This window comes from Streptococcus sp. Marseille-Q7087, assembly GCF_965111935.1.
Genome location: NZ_CBCOPJ010000001.1, coordinates 1,572,257 through 1,595,142, shown reverse-complemented (window position 1 = coordinate 1,595,142; position 22,886 = coordinate 1,572,257). Strand labels below are relative to the sequence as shown.

Below are 22,886 nucleotides of genomic sequence, written 5' to 3'. Positions count from 1 at the left end.
ATTTGCAAAAGAAAAATCCATTTCCTCTAGTGAAAATCAGCTAGACTTGTGTTATAATAAGAAAGATTAAAATGTGAAAAAAGGAGATTCCTAATGGGACGTAAATGGGCCAATATCGTAGCCAAGAAAACGGCTAAAGATGGAGCTAACTCTAAAGTATATGCAAAATTTGGTGTAGAAATCTATGTAGCAGCTAAAAAAGGTGAACCAGATCCAGAACTAAACACTGCTTTGAAATTCGTTATCGATCGTGCTAAACAAGCGCAAGTGCCAAAACACGTTATTGATAAGGCTATCGATAAAGCAAAAGGAAACACAGACGAAACCTTTACAGAAGGTCGTTACGAAGGGTTCGGACCAAATGGTTCTATGTTGATCGTTGATACCTTGACTTCAAACGTTAACCGTACAGCTGCCAATGTCCGCGCTGCTTTTGGTAAAAACGGTGGAAACATGGGAGCTTCAGGTTCTGTGTCTTATCTCTTTGACAACAAAGGTGTTATCGTCTTTGCAGGTGATGATGCTGATGCCATCTTTGAGCTTTTGCTTGAAGCAGATGTTGATGTAGACGATGTAGAAGCAGAAGAAGGAACAATCACTGTTTACACAGCTCCAACTGACCTTCACAAGGCTATCGTTGCTTTGCGTGAATCTGGTATTGAAGAATTCCAAGTAACTGAATTAGAAATGATTCCTCAATCAGAAGTTGAGTTGTCAGGTGAAGATTTGGAAACATTTGAAAAACTTTATGGCGTTCTTGAAGATGACGAAGATGTCCAAAAAATCTACACAAACGTAGATGGATTCTAATAGAAAAGCGAACAGGCTTAATAGCTGTTCGCTTTTTTGTTATGCTAAACTTTCACTCCATCATCAGTTTGCTCTTTTCTATCCAAGCCTAGGGCAAATTTACGGATGAGAAGAAATTGTCCGTTTTCCTGTTTTACGAAAGTCAGTACAACTGTCTTAGTATTAGAACCGAGTGAGACATAGGAGATTTTTTTAATCTCATAGTCGCCTGAAGTTGACTCAATTTCAGAATCTGGCTGTCCATGCTTGCTGATAATATCTTTGTAGTTGGAGCCGCCTTTTCCTCGATTCGAGGTGTCACCTTCGATCAAAGCATCGAATTGCTCCTGGGTCCAAGCGAAGGAATCGGTATCTTCCGTATCCTCTTGATCATTATCCTCATCTGATCTATAATCTGGCAATTTTCCAAATTCCTCATCTTCTGTTAAAGAGGTTAGACTTCTGTAGGGGTGACGAAAGTTTTTAGCCAAGTCAGTAAAAACACCAGAAGGTAATACTTGCGTCATTAAGACAAGGAAAATAGATAGAATACCTAGGCTCGTTCCGATAATAGCCAATATTTTATGATTTTTGAGATTAAGGCCGATACCAAAAACTCCTAGGGCGATAGCAATAATGGCAAAGAAAAAGGCTAGAATGCTAATGATTGGTAGCCAGGAACCAAGAAGGGCCAGGGTTCCAAAGATGATGGCAAAGATTCCTAAAATTTTCTCTTCTTTATGTTTCATTTGTGAGTTTCTCATTTCTGATCAGGGTGTATTCTTATAGGTGTGAGATAGTGTTTATTATAGATAAAATAAGAGCTGATGTCAATTTCTGCTTAGATAGTTCTCATTGAAACTTAAATGTTCATATGAGAACTATTTTTACTTAGAAGGGAGAAAGAATGGATAAACCGATGTTGGTCTTTAAACGTTTTTCAATCCCCAGTCTATTGACTCGGACGACTAATGATATCACGCAGATTCAGATGCTCTTTACCATGGGACTCCAAGTGGTCACTCGTGGTCCTATCATGGCTATTTGGGCCATTGGGAAAATCCTTGGCATGTCAGAATACTGGATTTGGGCAGTAGTGGTGGAGTCATTGTCAACGATTCGCAATACTGACTTGATCCTGGTCATGAAAGATGGAAATATCATTGAGCAAGGCAATCATGAGGAACTTATGGCTCAAGGTGGTTTCTATGCCGACCTCTACAATAGTCAATTTACAGAAGATGAAGTAGAAGAATAAAACCAAAGAAGGCTTGACGGCCTTCTTTTTCTACACTATACTAGAGTAGGAGATGCTAGTAGGCTTCTTGTGTAAAATCTAAGAATAACGAGAAAATATATGAAAAACTATCAAGAGTGGTACGACAAGAGGAAATCAAGCCTCCTTCGCCATCCACAAGGATTACAACTGATGCGAGTCTTCAATCGCATGATGACAGTCCTGATGCCCTTGGCATACTTGACCTTGTTGGGGACAAGTTTTATAAGTAAGGGATTGGGGAACGTCCTTTATGCTTATATCTTAGTGCCAGCTTCTGGCTTTGTCCTATTGACGCTAGTTCGTAAGTGGATCAATCAACCGCGTCCATATGAAACATGGGTGATTATCCCGCTACTGGACAAGGACAGTTCTGGGAATTCAATGCCTAGTCGCCATGTCTTTTCGGCAACCATTATTTCCATGGCTTGCCTGCATGCAAATCTTCCTGTGGGGTTGGTTTTGTTGGTCTTGTCAGCTCTTCTCGGTCTGGTGCGAGTCTTGGGTGGAGTTCATTATCCCAAGGATGTTCTAGCAGGCTATGTCTGTGGACTCCTCTGTGGAATTCTCTTCTTTATTTTTTAAAAAGCAAAGCAAGTGGGCTTGGCCTCGTAACCACTTACGGGTCAAAAGTGACCACTTGCTTTTTTGCCCTTGTAAAGTCTTCTGGGCTTTGGTATAGTAGATGCAGAAAGGAGATAGGATGAAGTTACGAATCGAGATTGATAGTGAATTAACTGAGACAGAGATTGTCATCAAGGCTGCAGCCCTGACAGATGAAATAGCTGACTTGCAACGACTCTTGCAAGAAACCAAGGCTCCTAGGTTGATCTTTTATAAGGGGACGGGTGAGTACTACTTAGACTTGTCAGAAATTCTCTTTTTTGAGACAGAAGGTAGCAAGATTTACGCCCATACCCAGAAAGAAGCCTACGAGGTTCGGCTCAAGCTTTATGAGTTGGAGTCTATCCTGCCACGCTATTTCAGTCGGGTATCCAAGTCGACCATTGCCAATATCCGGCAAGTTTACTCGGTTGACAAGTCCTTCTCAGGGACAGGCACTATTTCCTTTTATCAAACCCACAAGGAGGTTCACGTGTCACGGCACTATCAATCCCTCCTAAAAGAAAATCTAAGAAACATGAGGTAAGAACATGAAAAAGAAAGCATTTGGTATTGTGTTGCTAGTATTGGCAGCTTTAGTATTGTTACAGGGGAATTTTGGAATCCCTTCATTTGGAGGGCAAATTTGGCCCTTGATTGGTATTGGCTTTTTTGCCTATCAATCAGTTGAGGCAATTCTTCGTCGTCATTTCACTTCAGCCTCTTTTACAGCCCTAGTGGCTCTCATGATTGCCAATCATTTTTATGACATTTTACCGATTCCTAATCAATCATTGTTCTGGGCGGGAGTGCTAATCGTTCTCGGAGTTGGCATGTTGACTAATTCGAACAAAACATGGAACGAGAAAAAATGGTGGTATGACGCTGAAAAGACCATTCTAACAGAAAAGGAAGTTTCCTTTGGTAGTGGAACTTTTTACAAACAGGACCAAGACTTGGTAGAAGACCAGTTTGAAGTTAGCTGTGGAAATGCCAAGATTTATTATGACAATGCAGAGATGTTAGGTGATAGTGCAACCTTGAAGGTGGAAGTCAGTTTAGGGAATGCAGTTATCTATGTGCCCCAACACTGGAGAGTGGACCTGAAGGTGGAGACTTCTTGTGGAGTAGCTAAGGCAGATGCTCCTGTAGCCCCAACCAGCAAAACCTTGATTATCCGTGGAGAGGTAGCTTTTGGTAAATTAGAAGTTGTCTACGTCAAATAAAAAAAGTCTTCCAATTCCCTTGCCAAAAATAAGAAAGTGTGATAACATAGTACGGTATGTGGTGCTAGCACATCCGCTATATTAGATCTAATAGGAGGAAAACACAATGGCTAAAGTATGTTACTTTACAGGTCGTAAGACTGTATCAGGAAACAACCGTTCACACGCGATGAACCAAACTAAACGTGCCGTAAAACCAAACCTTCAAAAAGTTACTGTTCTTATCGATGGTAAACCTAAAAAAGTTTGGGCTTCAGCTCGTGCTTTGAAATCAGGAAAAGTAGAACGCGTTTAATAAACATGAAAAGACCTACAGGGTCTTTTTTGTTTTGCTCGACAGCTGAAATCATTTGAAAAATCAAGCAAATATCCGATGATACATCATTCTGCTTTTACAGTTGGGCTGAAATATGATAAAATAGAGTATCAACTATTTGAGGTAAAAAAAATGACTGTAAAAATTAATACAAAAGATGGTCAAGTCGAACTGACAGATGATGTAATCGCTACTGTCGTAGGTGGTGCAGCAACTGAAATTTTTGGTGTAGTCGGTATGGCTAGTAAAAATGCCCTCAAAGATAATTTCCAAGCCCTTCTTGGTAAGGAAAATTATTCAAAAGGTGTAGTCGTTAAAGCAGCTGAAGACGGTAGTATTGCAGTTGATGTATATACTGTATTGAGCTACGGTACAAAAATCAGTGAAGTTTCAAAAAACATCCAAGAACGTGTTCGCTTTAGCTTAGAGAACCAACTTGGAATCACTGCTCAAACTGTGAATGTCTACATTCAAAATATCAAAGTTGTAGGAGAATAATCGTGTCAAATATTACTACAAGCTTATTTCAAGAAATGGTACAGGCTGCTTCAACTCGTTTGAACAAGCAAGCCGAATATGTCAATTCATTGAACGTCTTCCCAGTTCCAGACGGAGATACAGGAACAAACATGGGAATGACGATCGAAAATGGTGCTAAAGAAGTAGCAGACAAACCAGCTTCAACTGTTGGTGAGGCTGCAAGTATCTTGGCTAAAGGTCTTTTGATGGGTGCGCGTGGAAACTCAGGAGTTATCACTTCTCAGCTTTTCCGCGGATTTTCACAAGCTATCAAGACAAAAGAAGAGCTAACAGGGAAAGACCTAGCTCTTGCCTTCCAATCAGGTGTTGAGGTTGCCTACAAGGCTGTTATGAAGCCAGTTGAAGGGACAATCTTGACCGTATCACGTGGTGCTGCCATCGGTGCTAAGAAAAAAGCAGAACAGACAGATGACGCAGTTGAAGTTATGCGTGCAGCCTTGGAAGGAGCTAAAGCAGCCCTTGCTAAAACTCCAGAAATGCTTCCAGTATTGAAGGAAGTTGGAGTTGTGGACTCAGGTGGTCAAGGTTTGGTCTTCATCTATGAAGGATTTCTTTCAGCTCTTACTGGTGAATACAGTGCGTCTGAAGACTTTGTAGCGACTCCGGCTAATATGGGTGAGATGATCAATGCAGAACACCACAAATCTGTAGCTGGACATGTGGCAACAGAAGACATTACCTTTGGTTACTGTACTGAGATCATGGTTGCTCTTAAACAAGGTCCAACTTATGCTAAGGAGTTTGACTACGAAGAATTCCGTAACTACTTGAACGAACTTGGGGATTCTCTACTTGTTGTCAATGATGACGAAATCGTTAAAGTTCACGTCCATACAGAAGATCCAGGACTTGTTATGCAAGAAGGTCTCAAATATGGTAGCTTGGTCAAGGTTAAAGTCGATAACATGCGTAACCAACACGAAGCACAAGTAGAAAAAGAAGCTCAAGTCAGCAAGCCAGCTGAAGAAAAAGAATATGCTCTTATCGCAGTAGTAGCTGGACAAGGATTGGCAGACATCTTCCGTGCTCAAGGTGTGGACTATGTCATCGAGGGAGGACAAACCATGAACCCTTCGACAGAAGACTTTGTCAAGGCTATTGAGAAAGTTAATGCCCGTAACATCATCTTCTTGCCAAACAACAAAAACATCTTCATGGCAGCTCAATCTGCAGCTGAAGTATTGGAACAACCAGCTGTTGTGGTAGAAGCTCGTACAATTCCTCAAGGATTGACTAGCCTTCTAGCATTTGACCCAAGCAAGTCTATCGAAGAAAACCAAGAACGCATGACTGCGGCTCTTGGGGACGTTGTCAGCGGTAGCGTAACAACAGCTGTTCGTGACACGACTATTGATGGTCTAGAAATTCATGAAAATGACAATCTTGGTATGGTGGATGGTAAGATTCTCGTATCGAATCCTGATATGCACCAAACCTTGACTGAAACCTTGAAACACATGTTAGATGAAGACAGTGAAATCGTAACCTTCTATGTTGGAGAAGACGGAAGTGAAGAATTGGCAAATGAAATTGCTCAAGAAATCGCAGAAGAATTCGAAGATGTCGAAGTAGAAATTCACCAAGGTCAACAACCGGTTTATCCATATCTTTTCAGTGTGGAATAAAGATTAAATAATAGAAAAAAGAAAGTTGAGAAATCAACTTTCTTTTTTTGTGACATTTGTCATATCTCCTTATGACAGAAGCTTCTAGTGGCACATGCTTCAAAGAATTATACTAGATATATCAAATGGAGGAAGAACAAAATGAAACATAAAGTAATTGTCGCAATGAGTTTAGTAGCAGCAGGAGTCATGACTTATCTCATGTTTTCAGGATTGGATGAAGGCTTTTATCATTTTCCTTGGGAGTTATTTGCAAGCTTTGGAATCATGTCTTGGTTGATTCGAGAAGGTTTGAAATTGGTCTCAGATGTGAAAAAGGAGTTTGAAAAATGAAAAAAGCGTTTCTCTATCTTTTTATTGGACTATCACTAGTGGTATGGTTGGTAGAAATGTTTACAGGTTGGTTTGATCAAGCCTTCCTTCACCAAGCCATTCGCGGTGCCTGGGGTCTAGGATTTATGATTTTTATCGCCTTTCCGATGGGAAAGGAGTGGCTGAAAGGAGAGTATCATGAACATGATTAAGGTAGAAAGCCTAAATAAAAACATCAAGGGGAAGGCTATATTGAAGGGTATTTCCTTTGAGGTAGCTGAAGGTGAATGCGTCGCCTTGATTGGGCCCAATGGTGCTGGAAAGACAACACTCTTGGACTGTTTGCTAGGAGATAAACTGGTCACCAGCGGTCAAGTATCCATCCAAGGATTGCCAGTGATGAGTTCTCAGTTAGACTATATTAGAAGCTACCTGCCTCAAGAAAATGTCATCGTTCAGAAATTAAAGGTCAAAGAGTTGATTGCTTTCTTTCAACGTATTTATCCAAATCCCTTGAGCAACCAGGAAATCGATCAACTATTGCAGTTTGACCAGCAACAAAAAGAGCAATTCGCAGAAAAATTGTCAGGTGGGCAAAAGCGTCTCTTCTCTTTTGTCTTGACCTTGATTGGCCGACCAAAGCTTGTCTTTTTAGATGAACCAACTGCTGCCATGGATACTTCAACCCGTCAACGCTTTTGGGAAATTGTTCAGGATCTAAAAGCGCAGGGAGTAACTATTCTCTATTCGTCCCATTACATCGAAGAGGTAGAGCATACAGCGGACCGAATCTTGGTCTTGAATAAGGGAGAGTTGATTCGCGATACAACACCTCTAGCCATGCGCAGTGAGGAGATTGAAAAGCACTTCATCCTACCTCTAGCTTACAAGAAAGTCGTTGAGCAGTCAAACTTGGTTGAAAATTGGTCACAAAAACAAGATGCCCTGCAAGTAGTCACACGTGAAGCGGATGCTTTCTGGGAACTGTTAGTACAGGCAGGCTGTAGGATTCAAGAAATTGAAGTCAATAACCGTAGCTTGCTAGATACAATCTTTGAAGAAACACAAAAGGGAGATGACTAAGATGAAACGATGGATCGCACTAAACAAGATAGAATTTCTATTGACCAAACGACAATTAGTCTATTATCTATTATCCGTAGGGATGCCGACAGCCTTCTATCTATTCTTTTCAGGCATGTACCAGGATACACCAGATGGACCAGTTAATTTTATGCGCGACTACCTTATCTCCATGACGGCCTTTTCCATGATGTCGACAGCTATCTTTTCATTCCCAGTTGTTTTACATACCGATAAAATCAACAACTGGCAGAAAACATTACGCCATACTCCAGTAAATATGGTAGAATATTATCTATCAAAGATAACAAGTATGATAGTTGATTATTTGGTTTCAATCCTGGTTGTTTTCTCAGTTGGGCACTTGGTCAGAGGTGTGGATATGCCTTTAGGAAGCTGGATTGGGGCTGCGCTCTTGCTGATAGTAGGAAGTGTAGCTTTTGTAGCGCTTGGCTTGACCTTGACACTCTTGCCTTCTAGTCAGCTGATGTCTGTCGTGGGCAATCTTCTCTATCTAGGCTTGGCTGTTTTAGGCGGACTCTGGATGCCCATCTCTTTATTTCCAGATTGGATGCAAGCAATCGGGAAGCGTCTACCAAGCTATCAGTTGATGGAATTGATCAAGACCTTCTTAAATGAGGGTGGCATCAATCTATCAGCCACAATTTATCTACTTGTTTTTTCAGCAGTTTTATTTGGTTTGACCATTTACCTTCAAGGTCATAAGGAGAATGCTTAATGCTTGAAAGACTGAAAAGCATACACTATATGTTTTGGGCCAGTTTAATTTTTATGATTTTCCCCATCCTACCTGTAGTGACTGGGTGGCTTTCTGTCTGGCATTTATTGATTGATATTCTATTTGTAGTGGCGTATTTGGGTGTTTTAACAACTAAGAGCCAGCGCCTATCTTGGCTATATTGGGGCCTCATGCTGACTTATGTAGTTGGGAATACTGCCTTTGTTGCTGTTAATTATATCTGGTTTTTCTTTTACCTTTCTAATCTCTTAATTTATCATTTCAGGGTGCGGAGTCTTCGTTCTCTACATGTCTGGACTTTTCTCCTTGCTCAAGTTCTTGTTGTTGGTCAACTCATGATGTTTCAGTCAGTCGAAACTGAGGCTGTAGCCTTTGAGCTTGGGATTCTTACTTTTGTCGATTTGATGACATTGGGCTTGGTTCGGATTCGGATTGTGGAGGATTTGAAAGAAGCTCAGGCCAAGCAAAATGCCCAGATAAATCTATTGCTTGCTGAAAATGAACGCAGTCGTATCGGTCAGGATTTGCATGATAGCTTGGGACATACCTTTGCTATGCTGAGTGTCAAGACAGATTTAGCCTTGCAGTTATTTCGGATGGAGGCTTATCCACAGGTGGAAAAGGAATTAAAAGAAATTCAGCAGATCAGCAAGGATTCCATGAATGAAGTGCGAACCATCGTGGAAAATCTGAAATCACGGACCCTAGCTTCAGAACTTGAGACTGTTAAGAAGATGCTGGAAATTGCTGGGATTGAGGTTCAAATTGAGAATCAATTGGACAAGGCTAGTTTGACCCAGGATGTAGAATCGACGGCTGCTATGATTTTGTTAGAACTGGCGACCAATATCATCAAGCATGCCAGAGCTGAAAAAGCCTATCTAAAACTGGAACGTACAAATCAGGAATTGCTATTGACAGTTAGAGATGACGGGAAAGGTTTTGCAAATGTAAAAGGAAATGAACTCCATACAGTCCGAGATCGTGCTGCAGCCTTCTCAGGGCAAGTAGAGCTGGTCAGTTTGAAACAACCAACAGAGGTGCGCGTGCATCTGCCTTATAAGGAGAGAAAGTAGATGAAAGTATTAGTCGCAGAAGATCAAAGTATGCTTAGAGATGCCATGTGTCAGCTCTTAAGCTTTCAGCCAGATGTGGAGACTGTTCTGCAGGCGAAAAATGGAGCCGAGGCTATCGAGGTTTTGGAGAAAGAAGCAGTAGATATTGCTATTCTTGACGTCGAAATGCCAGTCAAGACAGGACTCGAAGCACTTGAGTGGATCAAACAAGAAGTGCCTGAAACCAAGGTGGTTATCGTTACGACCTTTAAACGCCCAGGCTATTTTGAACGAGCTGTCAAAGCAGGAGTCGACGCCTATGTCTTGAAAGAGCGAAGCATCGCCGAACTCATGCAGACCCTGCATACGGTGTTAGAGGGACGTAAGGAGTATTCTCCAGAGCTCATGGAAGTCATGATGACCCATCCCAATCCCTTGACCGAGCAAGAAGTCGCTGTTTTGCATGGAGTAGCCCAAGGTCTCTCCAACCAAGAAATTGCGGATAAGCTCTACCTCTCAAACGGCACTGTCCGTAATTACATGACCAATATCCTCTCCAAACTAGGCGCCAGCAACCGAACCGAAGCAGCCAAAACTGCTGAAGAAGAAGGCTGGTTGTGAGGGGGAGAGAAAGAAAAAATCTCTTAGAAATAGATCTAAGAGATTTTTTGTTTATTTCACGAGTTTCTTCATCTCATCAATACGTGCGACTGTCGCATCGTATTTAGCTTGGTAGTCGGCTTGTTTATCGCGTTCTTTTTGGACGACTTCTGGTTTGGCATTGGCTACGAAGCGTTCGTTAGAGAGCTTCTTACCGACCATTTCCAGTTCTTTTTGCCATTTAGCCAGTTCCTTGTCGAGACGAGCGAGTTCTTCTTCGACATTGAGGAGGTCTGCCAGTGGCAAGTAGATTTCTGCTCCTGTGATGACGCTTGACATGGCGAGTTCAGGTGCAGGAATGTTTGAAGCTATTTCCAGGTGTTCTGGATTTGTGAAGCGTTTGATGTAGTTAACATTGCTGTTAAAGAAGGCTTCCAAGTCGCTATCGCTTGTCTTAACAAGGATGGTGATAGGCTTGCTTGGTGCTACGTTTACTTCCGCACGCGCATTACGAACAGCACGGATTAAGTCTTTGAGGCTTTCCACACCTGTGTGGGCCGCAAGGTCTTCAAAGGCTGGGTTAACAGTTGGGTATACTGCTGTAACGATAGAACCTTCTGAGATTTGTCCAAAGATTTCCTCTGTCACGAAAGGCATGATTGGGTGAAGGAGACGAAGGATCTTGTCCAAAGTGTAAAGGAGAACAGAACGTGTGATAACTTTCTCTTCTTCGTTATCGCTATAAAGAACTTCCTTGGTCAACTCAACGTACCAGTCCGCAAACTCGTCCCAGATGAAGTTGTAGAGGATGTGGCCAGCAACACCAAACTCAAACTTATCAAAGTTTTCAGTGACTTTTCCGATAGTTTCATTGAGGTTGTGGAGAATCCAGCGGTCTGTAACATTTCCAGCTTCCTTGTTGGCAACTTTTTCCACATTGGCAGTTGCTTGCTCAAGAGTCAATCCTTCATTGTTCATGAGGATATAGCGAGAGATGTTCCAAATCTTGTTAATGAAGTTCCATGAAGCATCCATTTTCTCGTAAGAGAAGCGCACGTCTTGCCCTGGTGCAGAACCGTTTGAAAGAAACCAACGAAGGCTATCTGTTCCGTACTTATCAATAACATCCATTGGATCAATCCCGTTACCGAGAGATTTCGACATCTTGCGTCCTTGCTCATCACGAATGAGACCATGAATCAAGGCATTTTTGAATGGTGACTTGCCAGTAAATTCCAAACCTTGGAAAATCATCCGAGACACCCAAAACGGAATAATATCATAACCAGTCACCAAAGTTGATGTTGGATAATAACGTTTAAAGTCTTCTGAGTCGACATCCGGCCAGCCCATAGTAGAGAATGGCCAAAGGGCAGAACTGAACCAAGTATCCAAGACATCTTCGTCCTGAGTCCATCCGTCTCCTTCTGGAGCTTCTTCACCAACGTATATTTCACCCTCAGCATTGTACCAAGCAGGGATTTGGTGACCCCACCAGAGCTGACGAGAGATTACCCAGTCATGGACATTTTCCATCCATTGGAGGAAGGTATCGTTGAAACGAGGTGGGTAGAATTCTACCTTGTCCTCTGTATCTTGGTTGGCAATAGCATTTTTAGCCAATTGGTCCATCTTGACAAACCATTGCGTAGACAAGCGTGGCTCAACCACGACACCTGTACGCTCTGAGTGACCAACGCTGTGGACACGTTTTTCGATTTTAACGAGGGCACCGATTTCTTCTAGCTTAGCAACGACTGCCTTACGAGCTTCAAAACGGTCCATACCTGCAAATTCAAAGGCCAAGTCATTCATGGTTCCGTCATCGTTCATGACGTTAACTTGTGGCAAGTTGTGGCGTTGACCAACTAAGAAGTCGTTTGGATCATGGGCAGGAGTGATTTTCACGACACCAGTACCAAACTCAGGATCTGCGTGTTCATCCCCAACGATTGGGATGAGTTTATTAGCGATTGGAAGGATAACGTTTTTACCAATCAAGTCCTTGTAGCGTGGGTCTTCTGGGTTGACCGCAACTGCAACGTCCCCAAACATGGTCTCAGGACGAGTAGTTGCCACTTCAAGGGCGCGTGAACCATCTTCCAGCATGTAGTTCATATGGTAGAAGGCACCTTCGACATCCTTGTGAATCACCTCGATATCAGAAAGAGCTGTGCGAGCTGCTGGGTCCCAGTTGATGATAAACTCACCGCGGTAGATCCAGCCTTTCTTGTAAAGGTCCACAAAGACCTTGCGAACGGCTTTTGACAAACCTTCATCAAGGGTGAAACGCTCGCGAGAGTAGTCTACAGAAAGCCCCATCTTTCCCCATTGTTCCTTGATAGTCGTCGCATATTCGTCTTTCCATTCCCAGACTTTGTCGAGGAATTTTTCACGACCGAGGTCATAACGACTGATGCCCTCACCACGCAAGCGCTCCTCAACCTTAGCCTGAGTCGCAATCCCCGCGTGGTCCATTCCTGGAAGCCAAAGGGTATCAAAACCTTGCATGCGTTTTTGACGGATAATGATATCTTGCAAAGTTGTATCCCAAGCGTGACCAAGGTGGAGTTTCCCAGTCACGTTTGGTGGTGGAATCACGATAGAATATGGCTTAGCCTTTTGATCGCCTGAAGGCTTGAAAACATCGGCATCAAGCCATTTTTGGTAACGACCAGCCTCAACCTCGGCTGGATTGTATTTAGGTGAAAGTTCTTTAGACATGTGTGTTCTCCTTAATGTATTTAAATCAACAGTTTATGATTTTTTTGCAGTTCTGGCATAGATATGACTCTACCATTTAAAAAATATTTATAGGGTGTCGTATTGACAGTAACTATTCCAATTTCTACATGGATAAACCTGCCAAACTCTACCTCAAATTGTTCCTTATGTGCCTCAATCTCAGTCTTCAGTTTTCGTAATTTTGAAAACTCTTTATAGATTGAAGTATTAATGATGCTTTTACATTGTCTCATATTTCTTGCTAAACCATAATTTTTTAAATCGTAAATATATAAAGTGGAATCATATATAAAGAATAAATCAATCTCTTCCATTAATTTTTTTGATTTTATTATATTTTTTATTTCTTTATGTTTTGATTGATTTAAATAATAATTTGTCTTAGCATTAATATCAAATTTTAAAGCTATATCTTTGAGTTCGGGTAATAAGCGCTCATCAAAATTTTCTTTAATTAATCGTGCCCATTCTTTTCCATTTTTTTTATTCAAAATATCTGTTCGTAATATTCTGTATGAAAAGTATCTAGCAGATTCTATGAAAGAAAAGACTGGAACTAAATCGAAATTCGAAAAGTTTATTAAAGGGGAACGAAACATTCTTTTATTTGGCTCACCTACTAAACTTTCAATTTTATTTCTATAAAACTCTAGATTATTAAGAGTTAAATTTTCAATAATCAATCTGGCGGTATCTACAGATATTCCCTGATTTAAAGCTAAATCATTAACAAGTAAATTCCTTTCAGCAATACTAACATAGTTGTTACCCAGTTTAAAAGCTCTTTCATCATCCGTAACACTCAAATATTTTTCTATGATTGAAGGGGATACCTTTTTAACTTTTTCAAGGTATCTCATGATAATATCAATTTTTTTATCTCCAATTACAACTATCTCATCTCTCGTTTCACTAATATATTTAGAAAATTGTTCAAATATTCGACGTGGAAATACAATCCCTTCTCCTCTAGTGAATTGAATTTCATCTCTTTCTTGTTCTTTTAGAAAAGGCAAAACATCAATATAATTATCTAACTGAATTATTGAAAAAGTTAACCCGAATAAATCAAACATATCTTGAAAATTTATAGACGAAATTTTCTTAGATTGAATATCTTCCGATAATTCCATTATTAAAAGTTCATTAACAACCAGTTCTAAACATGTTTTTAATTCTCCTAAAAATACTCTGGGATCAAAAAAGATGTATGAGCTTATTCTTTTAAACTGCTTAATAAGCAAATCAATACAATCACACTCTTCTTGGATAAAATCTGTATCTAAATATATTGTAATTTTGCTTAACACGCTTGCTAACAAACTCATTTGAATAATCATGTAACTCCTATCATATAACGATAGACTGTTTCTTATTTTTATCATGATTTCTTTTCTAACACAATTGATTAATTGTTTAATCCCACTGTTACTCAATGTAAAAGTTTTTGGTATATCTAACTCTAAAAAATGTAGTTCCTCCAAATTTTGTCCAATAATTTGATTCCCCTTAGTTTGAAGAGAAGGACGTTTGAATTTTGAAAATAGATTCGGTAATTCAATTTGGATATTCTCTGATACACTTGAAGCAAAAATTGTCACCAAAAATTTAAAAATCTCATTATTTTCATCAATAACTCCACTAGTATTTAAAAAGTACTCTAGAGTATCTTTATCTAACTCAATAATCTGATTATTCATTTCCATCTCTCCCACTCACTCTTCAGCAAGCCGTATCTCAAATCATCACAGCGGTTGCCTTGGGCATCTTTGCGATCTCTTATGCGAGCTTCAAGGGTAAAGCCAAGTTTTTCCGCGACTCGTTGACTTTGGACATTGTAACCAAAGCAAGACAATTCTATCTTGTGAAGTCCCAATTCTTTAAAAGCTAAATCAATCAAGGCACGTGCCGCTTCGGGCACATAGCCTCGGCCCCAATAGTCGGGGTGCAAGGTATAGCCAATCTCCAGTACATCGTCTTCGTGGCGATGGTTGAAATCAACAGAGCCGATGATTTTATCAGTCCCTTTGACCCCAATTCCGTAGCCTGCTGGGAGATTGTCCTTTTCATTGCGCTCGGGAAGGATATGTTCCAGATAATAAATCTCATCTTCCAAGGTCTTGACGGGTGGGAAGCCTGCTGGGTAAGAAACCTCTGGCAAACTGGCGTATGCATGAATATCCTCTGCATCCGCCACTGTTCGGACTCGCAGGATCAGTCGCTCCGTTTCGATTTGTTCGGGTAACTCAGCTCTTGTCATTCTTCTGCCTCGCTTTCTTAATGAAGCTCCCCATGGGGTCCACTCGGTCATCTAGATAACGATAAACACGCTGGTGGCCATCCCCCATAAAGTAAGTCGGCGCAAAGCGGTCATTTATAAAATGTCCCTTGTCATCTAAGAGCTCTGGATCAGCCAGTCGCTCAAGAATCTTGGCAAAGATATGGCAGATGCCATCTTCCTCGATAATTCGATCTACCTGGCAATCCAAAATGACTGGACAAGCCTCTAAAATCGGTGCCTGAGTTCGTTCAGAAATCTCATAGTCAAGCCCCAGGTGTTTCAATTTCTCCCGATGACTGATAAAGCCAGCCTGCTCCATCTCAAGCATGAGGTTTTCGTCAGGGATGTTCACAGTGAACTTCTGGTAATGCTTAATCTGGTCTGCCGCATTTTCCTCAGCACCAACCCCGATGACCAGCCAATCTCCCAGGCTATAAGAGGAACTGCAGGTCGTGATATTGTGTCCAAAGTTCTGGTCCTGATACCCCAAAATGAAGATAGGGAAACCAAAGTAGAGTTTGCTGGTGTTAAAAGATTGTTTCATGACAACCTCCTTTTGCTAGGGTCCAACAAAAAAATCGCCCCTGTCATCAATCTGACAGGGACGAATATTTTTTTATCCGCGGTACCACCCAATTTCGGGCAGAGCCCGCATCTCTCGTCTTTTAAACAAAAAGACATTTATATTTCATTTTTAATTTCATCCATTAGCAACCAGTTTTGACACATTTGTGGACTTCTCAGCACCGCCACTTTCTGTAAAATGTGGGACTCAAAACACCTCTAATGGCTATATTTTAACAAGTTTTTGACGGAAAAGCAAGGAACAAGAAAGATTACTTGAACTTGATGCCGTTCTCTTTTAATTTCTTGATAGTAGCTGGACCGATTCCTTTCAAAGCAAGGAGTTCTTTTTCTGTCCAGTTTTTGAAGTCAGCTGCAGACTTGATCCCTTCATCGTAGAAAGTTTTAGCACGGTCTACTGAAAGTCCACCTAGGTTGGCTGCGAATTCTTCTACTGAGCTTGTAACCTTTTGAGCTTGTTCTTTAGTTGCTTCTACAGTTTTTTCAACTTGTTTAGAAACGGCTTTACCAGCGTTGTTCGCTGCTTTTTCAGCGTGCTTCACAACTTTTTTTGTTTCTTCGACAACCTTGTTTACTGCGTTTGAAAGTGCGCCTGAGCGACGAAGACTATTTCTTAGTTGTTTTTTACGTTGTAGTTTTTTTGACATGATAAGATCCTTTCAATAAAAAACCCCTGTGACTAAACAAGGATAAATCTTTATGTTTTATTGTATCAACTTTCTTTGGGAAATGCAAGGCTTGTTAGTTTAGAAAGATAGGAGTTATATAGGAAATTCCGCCTTAGAATAAGAAAAGATGATAGAAGAAATGCGAAAAATATGGTATAATGAAACGATAGATTTTTGAATAGGAATACAATCATGTTTGGATTTTTAAAAAAAGATAAAGTTACAGAAACACCGGCGCTAGTGCCAGCTCACATCGGAGTTATCATGGATGGGAATGGTCGTTGGGCTAAAAAACGCATGCAGCCACGTGTCTTTGGTCATAAGGCTGGGATGGATGCTCTGAGAACAGTAGCCATTGCTGCTAGTGATATGGGTGTCAAAGCTATGACAGTTTATGCCTTTTCAACTGAAAACTGGACTCGTCCAGACCAGGAAGTTAAGTTTATCATGAACCTTCCGGTTGAATTTTACGATAAGTATGTCCCTGAGTTGCACCAAAAGAATATGAAGATTCAAATGATTGGGGAGACTGATCGTTTGCCTAAACAAACTTTTGAAGCTTTGAAAAAGGCAGAAGAGTTGACCAAGTTGAATACTGGTTTGATTCTCAATTTTGCCCTTAATTACGGTGGACGAGCTGAAATTACACAGGCAGTCAAGTTGATTGCGCAGGATGTTTTGGATGCCAAGGTGAATCCAGGCGATATTACAGAAGAGTTGATTGGAGAATATCTCTTTACAGGGCATTTGCCGAAAACTTTGCGTGATCCAGATTTAATCATCCGAACTAGTGGCGAGCTTCGCTTGAGTAATTTCTTGCCTTGGCAAGCAGCTTATAGTGAACTTTATTTCACAGATGTCTTGTGGCCTGACTTTGATGAGGAAGCCTTGAAGGAAGCTATTGCAGAGTTTAACCGCCGCAATCGTCGATTTGGAGGAGTATAGGAGAATTATGAAAAAGGACTTAATAAAGAGGACTATATTTGCCGCTTTGGCCCTAGCTATCTTTATCCCACTCTTGATGGTTGGAGGGCTTTGGTTACAGATTGTGATGGGTATTTTAGCCATGCTTGGAGTTCGTGAATTGCTTCAGATGAAAGGCTTAAACACCATGACCCCTGAGGGTTTGTTGACCTTGTTAGCAACTTTTGTACTAACTATTCCCTTGGAAAACTATCTGACCTTTTTGCCCGTAGATGGAAATGTCGTCGCATACAGTGTTGTAATTTTTGTTATGCTTGGAGCGACTGTCTTCAGCAAAAACTACACGATTGAGGATGCCGCCTTCCCAATTGCTATGAGCTTCTATGTTGGTTTTGGATTCAACGCTTTAGTCGATGCTCGAATCGCTGGCTTGGATAAAGCACTTTTGGCTCTCTGTATCGTGTGGGCAACAGATAGTGGTGCTTATCTCGTAGGAATGAATTTCGGTAAGAGAAGATTGGCTCCAAGAGTTTCTCCTAATAAATCAGTCGAAGGAGCTTTTGGTGGGATTGTCGCTGCTATGCTTGTCACACTCATCTTTATGTTAGTGGATAACACAGTTGCCCTTCCTTATGGCATTTATAAAATGATGCTCTTTGCCATTTTCTTTAGTATTGCAGGTCAATTGGGCGACTTGATTGAAAGTGCCATGAAACGCCATTTTGGTGTCAAGGATTCGGGGAAATTTATCCCAGGACATGGTGGGGTGCTGGATCGCTTTGACTCTATGTTGGCTGTTTTCCCTATTATGCACCTCTTTGGCTTATTTTAAGGAAAGGTGAACAAATATTAAATGTTAGGATTATTAACCTTTATCCTTGTTTTTGGAATTATCGTGGTGGTTCACGAGTTCGGCCATTTCTACTTTGCTAAGAAGTCTGGCATTCTGGTTCGTGAATTTGCCATTGGTATGGGTCCGAAGATTTTTGCCCATATCGGGAAAGACGGGACTGCTTACACGATTCGTCTCCTACCGCTTGGTGGTTATGTCCGCATGGCAGGTTGGGGTGAGGATACCACAGAAATTAAGACAGGAACTCCTGTTAGTTTGACCTTGGCCGAAGATGGTAAGGTGAAGCGCATCAATCTTTCTGGTAAGAAGGTCGACCAAACGGCTCTTCCTATGCAGGTAACCCAGTTTGACTTTGAGGATAAACTCTTTATCACAGGTCTGGTTTTGGAAGAGGAAAAAACTTTCTCTGTAGACCATGATGCAACGATTGTAGAAGCTGATGGGACGGAAGTTCGTATCGCTCCGCTAGATGTTCAATATCAGAATGCGACTGTCTGGGGCAAGTTGATTACCAACTTTGCTGGTCCTATGAATAACTTTATTCTAGGAGTTATCGTTTTTTGGATTCTGATTTTCATGCAGGGTGGCGTTCGAGATACGCAAAGCAATAACTTTAGTATCATCCCTGATAGCGCGATTGCTAAGGCCGGTGTTGAAAATACAGCCCAAATCACTAAAGTCGGTTCACACGAAATTAGTAACTGGCAAGACTTGATTCAGGCAGTTGAGACAGAGACCAAAGACAAAACAGCACCTGTATTGGATGTAACAGTCTCTGAAAATGGAACTGAAAAACAAGTTAGTGTGACCCCTGAGGAAAACCAAGGTCGCTATATTTTAGGTGTTCAACCGAGACTCAAATCAGATATCTGGTCTATGTTTGTAGGTGGATTCACCTCTGCTGCTGATTCAGCCTTGCGCATTCTCAACGCCTTGAAGAGCTTGATTTTCCAGCCTGACTTGAATAAATTGGGTGGACCTGTTGCTATCTTTAAGGCAAGTAGTGATGCTGCTAAAAATGGTCTTGAGAATGTCTTGTTCTTCTTGGCTATGATTTCCATCAATATCGGGATTTTCAACTTGATTCCTATCCCGGCACTAGACGGTGGAAAAATCGTGCTCAACATCATCGAAGCCATTCGCCGTAAACCGCTGAAACAAGAAATTGAAACCTATGTGACTCTAGTTGGAGTTGTGATTATGGTTGTCTTGATGATCGCCGTGACTTGGAACGACATCATGCGTACCTTCTTTTAAGAATTAGAGGAAAAATATGAAACAAAGTAAAATGCTTATTCCAACGCTTCGCGAAATGCCAAGCGATGCTCAAGTTATCAGCCACGCCCTTATGTTGCGTGCTGGTTATGTTCGCCAAGTATCAGCAGGTGTTTATTCTTACCTACCACTTGCTAACCGTGTTATTGAAAAAGCCAAGAAGATTATGCGCCAAGAGTTTGACAAGATGGGTGCTGTTGAAATGTTGGCCCCAGCCCTTCTCAGTGCGGACCTTTGGCGTGAATCAGGACGTTATGAGACCTACGGTGAAGATTTGTATAAATTGAAAAATCGTGAGAAGTCAGACTTCATCTTGGGTCCAACTCACGAAGAAACTTTTACAGCTATTGTCCGCGATTCTGTTAAATCTTACAAGCAATTACCACTGAACTTGTACCAAATCCAGCCTAAGTACCGTGATGAAAAACGTCCACGTAATGGACTTCTCCGTACGCGTGAATTTATCATGAAAGATGGTTATAGCTTCCACGCTAATTATGATAGTTTAGATGTTACTTATGATGAGTACAAGGCAGCTTACGAGCGTATCTTTACTCGTAGTGGCTTGGACTTCAAAGCCATCATCGGTGACGGTGGAGCTATGGGTGGTAAGGATAGCCAAGAATTTATGGCCATCACACCTGCTCGTACAGACCTTGACCGTTGGGTTGTTTTAGATAAGTCTGTCGCATCATTTGATGAGATTCCTGTAGATGTACAGAAAGAAATCAAGGCAGAATTGCTCAAATGGATGGTTTCTGGTGAAGATACCATTGCCTACTCAAGTGAGTCAAGCTATGCAGCTAACTTGGAAATGGCGACAAACGCCTACAAATCAAGCAACCGTGTTGTGACTGAAGATCAAGTGGCTCGTGTGGAAACGCCAGGTGTTAAATCTATCGATGAAGTAGCAGCCTTCCTAAATGTTTCAGAAGAAGCAACAATCAAGACCTTGGTTTATATCGCAGACGAGGAGCCAGTTGTTGCCCTACTCGTTGGCAATGACCAACTTAATGAAGTCAAATTGAAAAACTACCTTGGTGCAGACTTCTTGGAACCTGCAACCGAGGCGGAAGTGAAAGAATTGTTGGGAGCGGACTTTGGTTCACTTGGCCCAGTCAATCTTCCAGAAAATGTCAAGATTATCGCAGACCGCAAGGTGCAAGATAGTCGCAATGCTGTTGTAGGTGCTAACGAAGATGGTTACCACTTGACTGGTGTCAACCCAGGTCGTGATTTCACTGCTGAGTATGTCGATATCCGTGAAGTTCGTGAGGGTGAAATCTCTCCTGACGGACAAGGTGTTCTCAACTTTGCGCGTGGTATCGAGATTGGTCACATCTTCAAACTAGGGACTCGCTACTCAGCAAGTATGGGAGCAGATGTCTTGGACGAAAACGGTCGTGCAGTTCCAATCATCATGGGATGTTATGGTATCGGTGTTAGTCGTCTCCTTTCAGCAGTTATGGAGCAACACGCTCGCCTCTTTGTAAACAAAACTCCAAAAGGTGAATACCGTTACGCTTGGGGAATCAACTTCCCTAAAGAATTGGCACCATTTGATGTACATTTGATTCCAGTTAATGTCAAGGATGAAGCAAGTCTTGCATTGACAAATCGTATCGAAGAAGCTTTGGTCAATAAAGGCTACGAAGTCTTGACGGATGACCGTAACGAACGTGTCGGTGTTAAATTTAGCGATAGCGACTTGATTGGTCTTCCAATCCGTATCACTGTCGGGAAGAAAGCAGCTGACGGGATTGTAGAGGTGAAGATCAAGGCGACAGGAGATACAATCGAAGTTCACGCAGATAACTTGCTTGAAACTCTTGAAATCCTAACAAACAAATAAAATCTATAATCAGAAGAAAAACAAGACAAAAATGTAACTAGTTTTTGCCTTGTTTTTTCTTTATAATGAGATAAAATAAAGATAAAAAGAGTAAATAAAGAGGTAGAGCTATGCTAATATTTCCAAAGGATTTTGTCTGGGGTTCCTCAACTTCTGGGCCACAGACAGAAGGGCGAGTTCCTGGTGACGGAAAGGGAGATAATCTCTGGGATTATTGGTTTCAAGTGGAACCAAATCGCTACTACAATGGGATTGGACCAGACAAGACATCGACCTTCTATGAAAACTGGGAAAAGGATATCGAACTTTTGTTAGAAACAGGTCATACAGCCTTTCGTACTTCTATCCAGTGGTCTCGTATTTTTCCACAGGGTCGTGGAGAAGTCAATCCTCAAGGTGTGGCTTTCTACCGTCAGGTCTTTGAAGCTATTAAGGCCAAGGGAATCCGTCTCTTAGTCAATCTTTATCACTTTGATCTGCCTTTTGCCCTTCAAGAAGATGGGGATGGTTGGGAAAATAAGGCGACCATCAAAGCTTATGAAGACTATGCTCGTTTCTGTTTTGAGACCTATGGAGACTTGGTGGACCAATGGATTACCTTCAATGAGCCTATCGTTCCTGTTGAGTTTGGCTATTTCTATGATGCCCATTATCCACATAAGGTGGATGCCAAAGCTGCGGTTAAGGTTGCCTATCATACCCAGCTAGCCAGCACTCTTGCGGTGAAGGCCTGCCATGAGGTTTTGCCTGATTCTAAGATTGGGATTGTCCTCAACTTGACTCCGGCTTATCCACGTAGTCAGCATCCTGCGGATGTGAAAGCTGCACGCATTGCTGATTTATTTCAAGCTCAATCTTTTCTAGATCCATCTGTCTTAGGAACTTATCCAGAAGAATTGGTGGAGATTTTAGCTGAGCATGATTTGCTGCCAGATTCTACAGCTGAGGAGTTGGAACTTATTCGTGAGCACACAGTAGATTTCCTTGGAGTCAACTACTACCAGCCTTTGCGTGTCATGGCGCCGCGTTTTGCTAAGCATCCTGATAGTCCACTCTTACCAGAACATTTCTATGAACCTTACGTGATGCCAGGTCGTAAGATTAATCCACACCGCGGTTGGGAAATCTATGAGCAAGGAATTTATGACATTGCCCAAAATATCAAGGAAAATTATGGGAATATTGAGTGGATGCTGACTGAGAATGGTATGGGTGTTGAAGGTGAGGATAAATTCCGTGAAAATGGCATGATTCAGGATGACTACCGTATCGACTTTGTCAAAGGTCACCTTCGTGAACTACATCGCGCTATCGAAGACGGTGCTAACTGTAAAGGATATTTGATTTGGACCTTTATCGATTGCTGGTCATGGCTCAATAGCTATAAAAACCGTTATGGTTTAGTCGAGCTTGACCTTGAAACACAAGAGCGTCGCTTGAAAAAATCAGGCCACTGGTTCAAAGAACTCAGTGACAATAATGGATTTTAGAAGTAAAATAACCGATTAGATTAAGAAA

The 22,886-nt window shown here is 41.4% G+C and carries 24 protein-coding genes and 1 pseudogene; 19 read left to right on the top strand and 6 right to left on the bottom strand.

Going from position 1 to position 22,886, the window contains the following annotated elements; all coding sequences use genetic code 11:
* Positions 1-93: 93 nt before the first annotated feature.
* Positions 94-810, top strand: coding sequence for a YebC/PmpR family DNA-binding transcriptional regulator (locus tag ACWPVF_RS08280; protein WP_000532896.1), 717 nt, complete (start codon positions 94-96; stop codon positions 808-810).
* A 44-nt stretch (positions 811-854) separates the two neighbouring features.
* Here ACWPVF_RS08280 and ACWPVF_RS08275 read toward each other — a convergent pair whose 3' ends face one another.
* Positions 855-1,538, bottom strand: coding sequence for a hypothetical protein (locus ACWPVF_RS08275; protein WP_454385622.1), 684 nt, complete (start codon positions 1,536-1,538; stop codon positions 855-857).
* 356 nt (positions 1,539-1,894) lie between these two features.
* On the opposite strand from ACWPVF_RS08275, the pseudogene ACWPVF_RS08270 reads away from it, so the two are divergent.
* From ACWPVF_RS08270 to ACWPVF_RS08210, 13 genes and pseudogenes are all read left to right on the top strand, one after another.
* Positions 1,895-2,047 (top strand): annotated as a pseudogene (locus ACWPVF_RS08270) (ABC transporter ATP-binding protein); the annotation flags it as partial.
* A 99-nt stretch (positions 2,048-2,146) separates the two neighbouring features.
* A complete protein-coding gene (locus ACWPVF_RS08265) occupies positions 2,147-2,650 on the top strand; it encodes a phosphatase PAP2 family protein (RefSeq protein ID WP_454385620.1) in 504 nt (167 codons plus the stop codon).
* A 118-nt stretch (positions 2,651-2,768) separates the two neighbouring features.
* On the top strand, positions 2,769-3,215 hold the full coding sequence (locus tag ACWPVF_RS08260; protein ID WP_000776599.1) for a LytTR family DNA-binding domain-containing protein: 447 nt from the start codon (positions 2,769-2,771) through the stop codon (positions 3,213-3,215).
* A 4-nt stretch (positions 3,216-3,219) separates the two neighbouring features.
* Positions 3,220-3,894, top strand: coding sequence for a LiaF transmembrane domain-containing protein (locus ACWPVF_RS08255; RefSeq protein ID WP_036758119.1), 675 nt, complete (start codon positions 3,220-3,222; stop codon positions 3,892-3,894).
* A gap of 106 nt (positions 3,895-4,000) precedes the next feature.
* Positions 4,001-4,189: a 50S ribosomal protein L28 gene (gene rpmB, locus ACWPVF_RS08250; RefSeq protein ID WP_001140948.1), complete on the top strand. Its 189-nt coding sequence runs from the start codon at positions 4,001-4,003 to the stop codon at positions 4,187-4,189.
* Between the two features lie 153 nt (positions 4,190-4,342).
* Complete coding sequence (locus ACWPVF_RS08245) at positions 4,343-4,708, top strand: Asp23/Gls24 family envelope stress response protein (protein ID WP_000216443.1); 366 nt, start codon at positions 4,343-4,345, stop codon at positions 4,706-4,708.
* 2 nt (positions 4,709-4,710) lie between these two features.
* The gene (locus tag ACWPVF_RS08240; RefSeq protein ID WP_036758113.1) at positions 4,711-6,375 is read left to right on the top strand and encodes a DAK2 domain-containing protein; all 1,665 of its coding nucleotides are present in this window, start codon (positions 4,711-4,713) and stop codon (positions 6,373-6,375) included.
* A 141-nt stretch (positions 6,376-6,516) separates the two neighbouring features.
* Positions 6,517-6,708 (top strand): hypothetical protein, encoded by a 192-nt coding sequence (locus ACWPVF_RS08235; protein WP_006152799.1) that lies wholly within the window; start codon positions 6,517-6,519, stop codon positions 6,706-6,708.
* Positions 6,705-6,899: a hypothetical protein gene (locus ACWPVF_RS08230; RefSeq protein WP_045612718.1), complete on the top strand. Its 195-nt coding sequence runs from the start codon at positions 6,705-6,707 to the stop codon at positions 6,897-6,899. Before ACWPVF_RS08235 ends, ACWPVF_RS08230 begins: the two co-directional genes overlap by 4 nt.
* Positions 6,886-7,770: an ABC transporter ATP-binding protein gene (locus ACWPVF_RS08225; protein ID WP_454385617.1), complete on the top strand. Its 885-nt coding sequence runs from the start codon at positions 6,886-6,888 to the stop codon at positions 7,768-7,770. The genes ACWPVF_RS08230 and ACWPVF_RS08225 overlap by 14 nt, the downstream gene beginning before the upstream one ends.
* A gap of 1 nt (position 7,771) precedes the next feature.
* The gene (locus ACWPVF_RS08220) at positions 7,772-8,509 is read left to right on the top strand and encodes an ABC transporter permease (RefSeq protein ID WP_454385615.1); all 738 of its coding nucleotides are present in this window, start codon (positions 7,772-7,774) and stop codon (positions 8,507-8,509) included.
* On the top strand, positions 8,509-9,606 hold the full coding sequence (locus tag ACWPVF_RS08215; protein WP_454385613.1) for a sensor histidine kinase: 1,098 nt from the start codon (positions 8,509-8,511) through the stop codon (positions 9,604-9,606). Before ACWPVF_RS08220 ends, ACWPVF_RS08215 begins: the two co-directional genes overlap by 1 nt.
* A complete protein-coding gene (locus ACWPVF_RS08210) occupies positions 9,607-10,206 on the top strand; it encodes a response regulator transcription factor (RefSeq protein WP_000866708.1) in 600 nt (199 codons plus the stop codon).
* A 51-nt stretch (positions 10,207-10,257) separates the two neighbouring features.
* Here the strand turns inward: ACWPVF_RS08210 and ACWPVF_RS08205 are convergent, their stop codons facing one another.
* The 5 genes from ACWPVF_RS08205 to ACWPVF_RS08185 all read right to left on the bottom strand — a co-directional run bounded on the left by ACWPVF_RS08205 (position 10,258) and on the right by ACWPVF_RS08185 (position 16,443).
* Complete coding sequence (locus ACWPVF_RS08205; RefSeq protein ID WP_454385610.1) at positions 10,258-12,909, bottom strand: valine--tRNA ligase; 2,652 nt, start codon at positions 12,907-12,909, stop codon at positions 10,258-10,260.
* 20 nt (positions 12,910-12,929) lie between these two features.
* Positions 12,930-14,630 carry a hypothetical protein gene (locus tag ACWPVF_RS08200; RefSeq protein WP_454385608.1) on the bottom strand — a complete coding sequence of 567 codons (1,701 nt, stop codon included), beginning with the start codon at positions 14,628-14,630 and terminating at the stop codon, positions 12,930-12,932.
* Positions 14,627-15,190 (bottom strand): GNAT family N-acetyltransferase, encoded by a 564-nt coding sequence (locus tag ACWPVF_RS08195; RefSeq protein WP_454385606.1) that lies wholly within the window; start codon positions 15,188-15,190, stop codon positions 14,627-14,629. Before ACWPVF_RS08195 ends, ACWPVF_RS08200 begins: the two co-directional genes overlap by 4 nt.
* Positions 15,177-15,755 (bottom strand): flavin reductase family protein, encoded by a 579-nt coding sequence (locus ACWPVF_RS08190; protein WP_454385604.1) that lies wholly within the window; start codon positions 15,753-15,755, stop codon positions 15,177-15,179. The genes ACWPVF_RS08195 and ACWPVF_RS08190 overlap by 14 nt, the downstream gene beginning before the upstream one ends.
* A gap of 292 nt (positions 15,756-16,047) precedes the next feature.
* Positions 16,048-16,443: a helix-hairpin-helix domain-containing protein gene (locus ACWPVF_RS08185; RefSeq protein ID WP_006151340.1), complete on the bottom strand. Its 396-nt coding sequence runs from the start codon at positions 16,441-16,443 to the stop codon at positions 16,048-16,050.
* Positions 16,444-16,656: 213 nt separating this feature from the next.
* Here ACWPVF_RS08185 and ACWPVF_RS08180 point away from each other — a divergent pair, with 213 nt between their 5' ends.
* From ACWPVF_RS08180 to ACWPVF_RS08160, 5 genes are all read left to right on the top strand, one after another.
* Positions 16,657-17,409 (top strand): isoprenyl transferase, encoded by a 753-nt coding sequence (locus tag ACWPVF_RS08180; RefSeq protein ID WP_454385602.1) that lies wholly within the window; start codon positions 16,657-16,659, stop codon positions 17,407-17,409.
* Positions 17,410-17,416: 7 nt separating this feature from the next.
* Positions 17,417-18,220, top strand: coding sequence for a phosphatidate cytidylyltransferase (locus tag ACWPVF_RS08175; protein ID WP_454385600.1), 804 nt, complete (start codon positions 17,417-17,419; stop codon positions 18,218-18,220).
* A 21-nt stretch (positions 18,221-18,241) separates the two neighbouring features.
* Positions 18,242-19,498: an RIP metalloprotease RseP gene (rseP, locus tag ACWPVF_RS08170; RefSeq protein ID WP_223334057.1), complete on the top strand. Its 1,257-nt coding sequence runs from the start codon at positions 18,242-18,244 to the stop codon at positions 19,496-19,498.
* Between the two features lie 16 nt (positions 19,499-19,514).
* Positions 19,515-21,368 carry a proline--tRNA ligase gene (locus ACWPVF_RS08165; protein ID WP_454385598.1) on the top strand — a complete coding sequence of 618 codons (1,854 nt, stop codon included), beginning with the start codon at positions 19,515-19,517 and terminating at the stop codon, positions 21,366-21,368.
* Between the two features lie 110 nt (positions 21,369-21,478).
* On the top strand, positions 21,479-22,858 hold the full coding sequence (locus ACWPVF_RS08160; RefSeq protein WP_454385596.1) for a glycoside hydrolase family 1 protein: 1,380 nt from the start codon (positions 21,479-21,481) through the stop codon (positions 22,856-22,858).
* Positions 22,859-22,886: the final 28 nt, after the last annotated feature.

Coding starts and splice junctions, on each gene's coding strand:
- ACWPVF_RS08280 (WP_000532896.1), top strand. CDS start 94: ATGGGACGTAAATGGGCCAATATCGTAGCCAAGAAAACGGCTAAAGAT.
- ACWPVF_RS08275 (WP_454385622.1), bottom strand. CDS start 1,538: ATGAAACATAAAGAAGAGAAAATTTTAGGAATCTTTGCCATCATCTTT.
- ACWPVF_RS08265 (WP_454385620.1), top strand. CDS start 2,147: ATGAAAAACTATCAAGAGTGGTACGACAAGAGGAAATCAAGCCTCCTT.
- ACWPVF_RS08260 (WP_000776599.1), top strand. CDS start 2,769: ATGAAGTTACGAATCGAGATTGATAGTGAATTAACTGAGACAGAGATT.
- ACWPVF_RS08255 (WP_036758119.1), top strand. CDS start 3,220: ATGAAAAAGAAAGCATTTGGTATTGTGTTGCTAGTATTGGCAGCTTTA.
- rpmB (WP_001140948.1), top strand. CDS start 4,001: ATGGCTAAAGTATGTTACTTTACAGGTCGTAAGACTGTATCAGGAAAC.
- ACWPVF_RS08245 (WP_000216443.1), top strand. CDS start 4,343: ATGACTGTAAAAATTAATACAAAAGATGGTCAAGTCGAACTGACAGAT.
- ACWPVF_RS08235 (WP_006152799.1), top strand. CDS start 6,517: ATGAAACATAAAGTAATTGTCGCAATGAGTTTAGTAGCAGCAGGAGTC.
- ACWPVF_RS08230 (WP_045612718.1), top strand. CDS start 6,705: ATGAAAAAAGCGTTTCTCTATCTTTTTATTGGACTATCACTAGTGGTA.
- ACWPVF_RS08225 (WP_454385617.1), top strand. CDS start 6,886: ATGAACATGATTAAGGTAGAAAGCCTAAATAAAAACATCAAGGGGAAG.
- ACWPVF_RS08220 (WP_454385615.1), top strand. CDS start 7,772: ATGAAACGATGGATCGCACTAAACAAGATAGAATTTCTATTGACCAAA.
- ACWPVF_RS08215 (WP_454385613.1), top strand. CDS start 8,509: ATGCTTGAAAGACTGAAAAGCATACACTATATGTTTTGGGCCAGTTTA.
- ACWPVF_RS08210 (WP_000866708.1), top strand. CDS start 9,607: ATGAAAGTATTAGTCGCAGAAGATCAAAGTATGCTTAGAGATGCCATG.
- ACWPVF_RS08205 (WP_454385610.1), bottom strand. CDS start 12,909: ATGTCTAAAGAACTTTCACCTAAATACAATCCAGCCGAGGTTGAGGCT.
- ACWPVF_RS08200 (WP_454385608.1), bottom strand. CDS start 14,630: ATGAATAATCAGATTATTGAGTTAGATAAAGATACTCTAGAGTACTTT.
- ACWPVF_RS08195 (WP_454385606.1), bottom strand. CDS start 15,190: ATGACAAGAGCTGAGTTACCCGAACAAATCGAAACGGAGCGACTGATC.
- ACWPVF_RS08190 (WP_454385604.1), bottom strand. CDS start 15,755: ATGAAACAATCTTTTAACACCAGCAAACTCTACTTTGGTTTCCCTATC.
- ACWPVF_RS08185 (WP_006151340.1), bottom strand. CDS start 16,443: ATGTCAAAAAAACTACAACGTAAAAAACAACTAAGAAATAGTCTTCGT.
- ACWPVF_RS08180 (WP_454385602.1), top strand. CDS start 16,657: ATGTTTGGATTTTTAAAAAAAGATAAAGTTACAGAAACACCGGCGCTA.
- ACWPVF_RS08175 (WP_454385600.1), top strand. CDS start 17,417: ATGAAAAAGGACTTAATAAAGAGGACTATATTTGCCGCTTTGGCCCTA.
- rseP (WP_223334057.1), top strand. CDS start 18,242: ATGTTAGGATTATTAACCTTTATCCTTGTTTTTGGAATTATCGTGGTG.
- ACWPVF_RS08165 (WP_454385598.1), top strand. CDS start 19,515: ATGAAACAAAGTAAAATGCTTATTCCAACGCTTCGCGAAATGCCAAGC.
- ACWPVF_RS08160 (WP_454385596.1), top strand. CDS start 21,479: ATGCTAATATTTCCAAAGGATTTTGTCTGGGGTTCCTCAACTTCTGGG.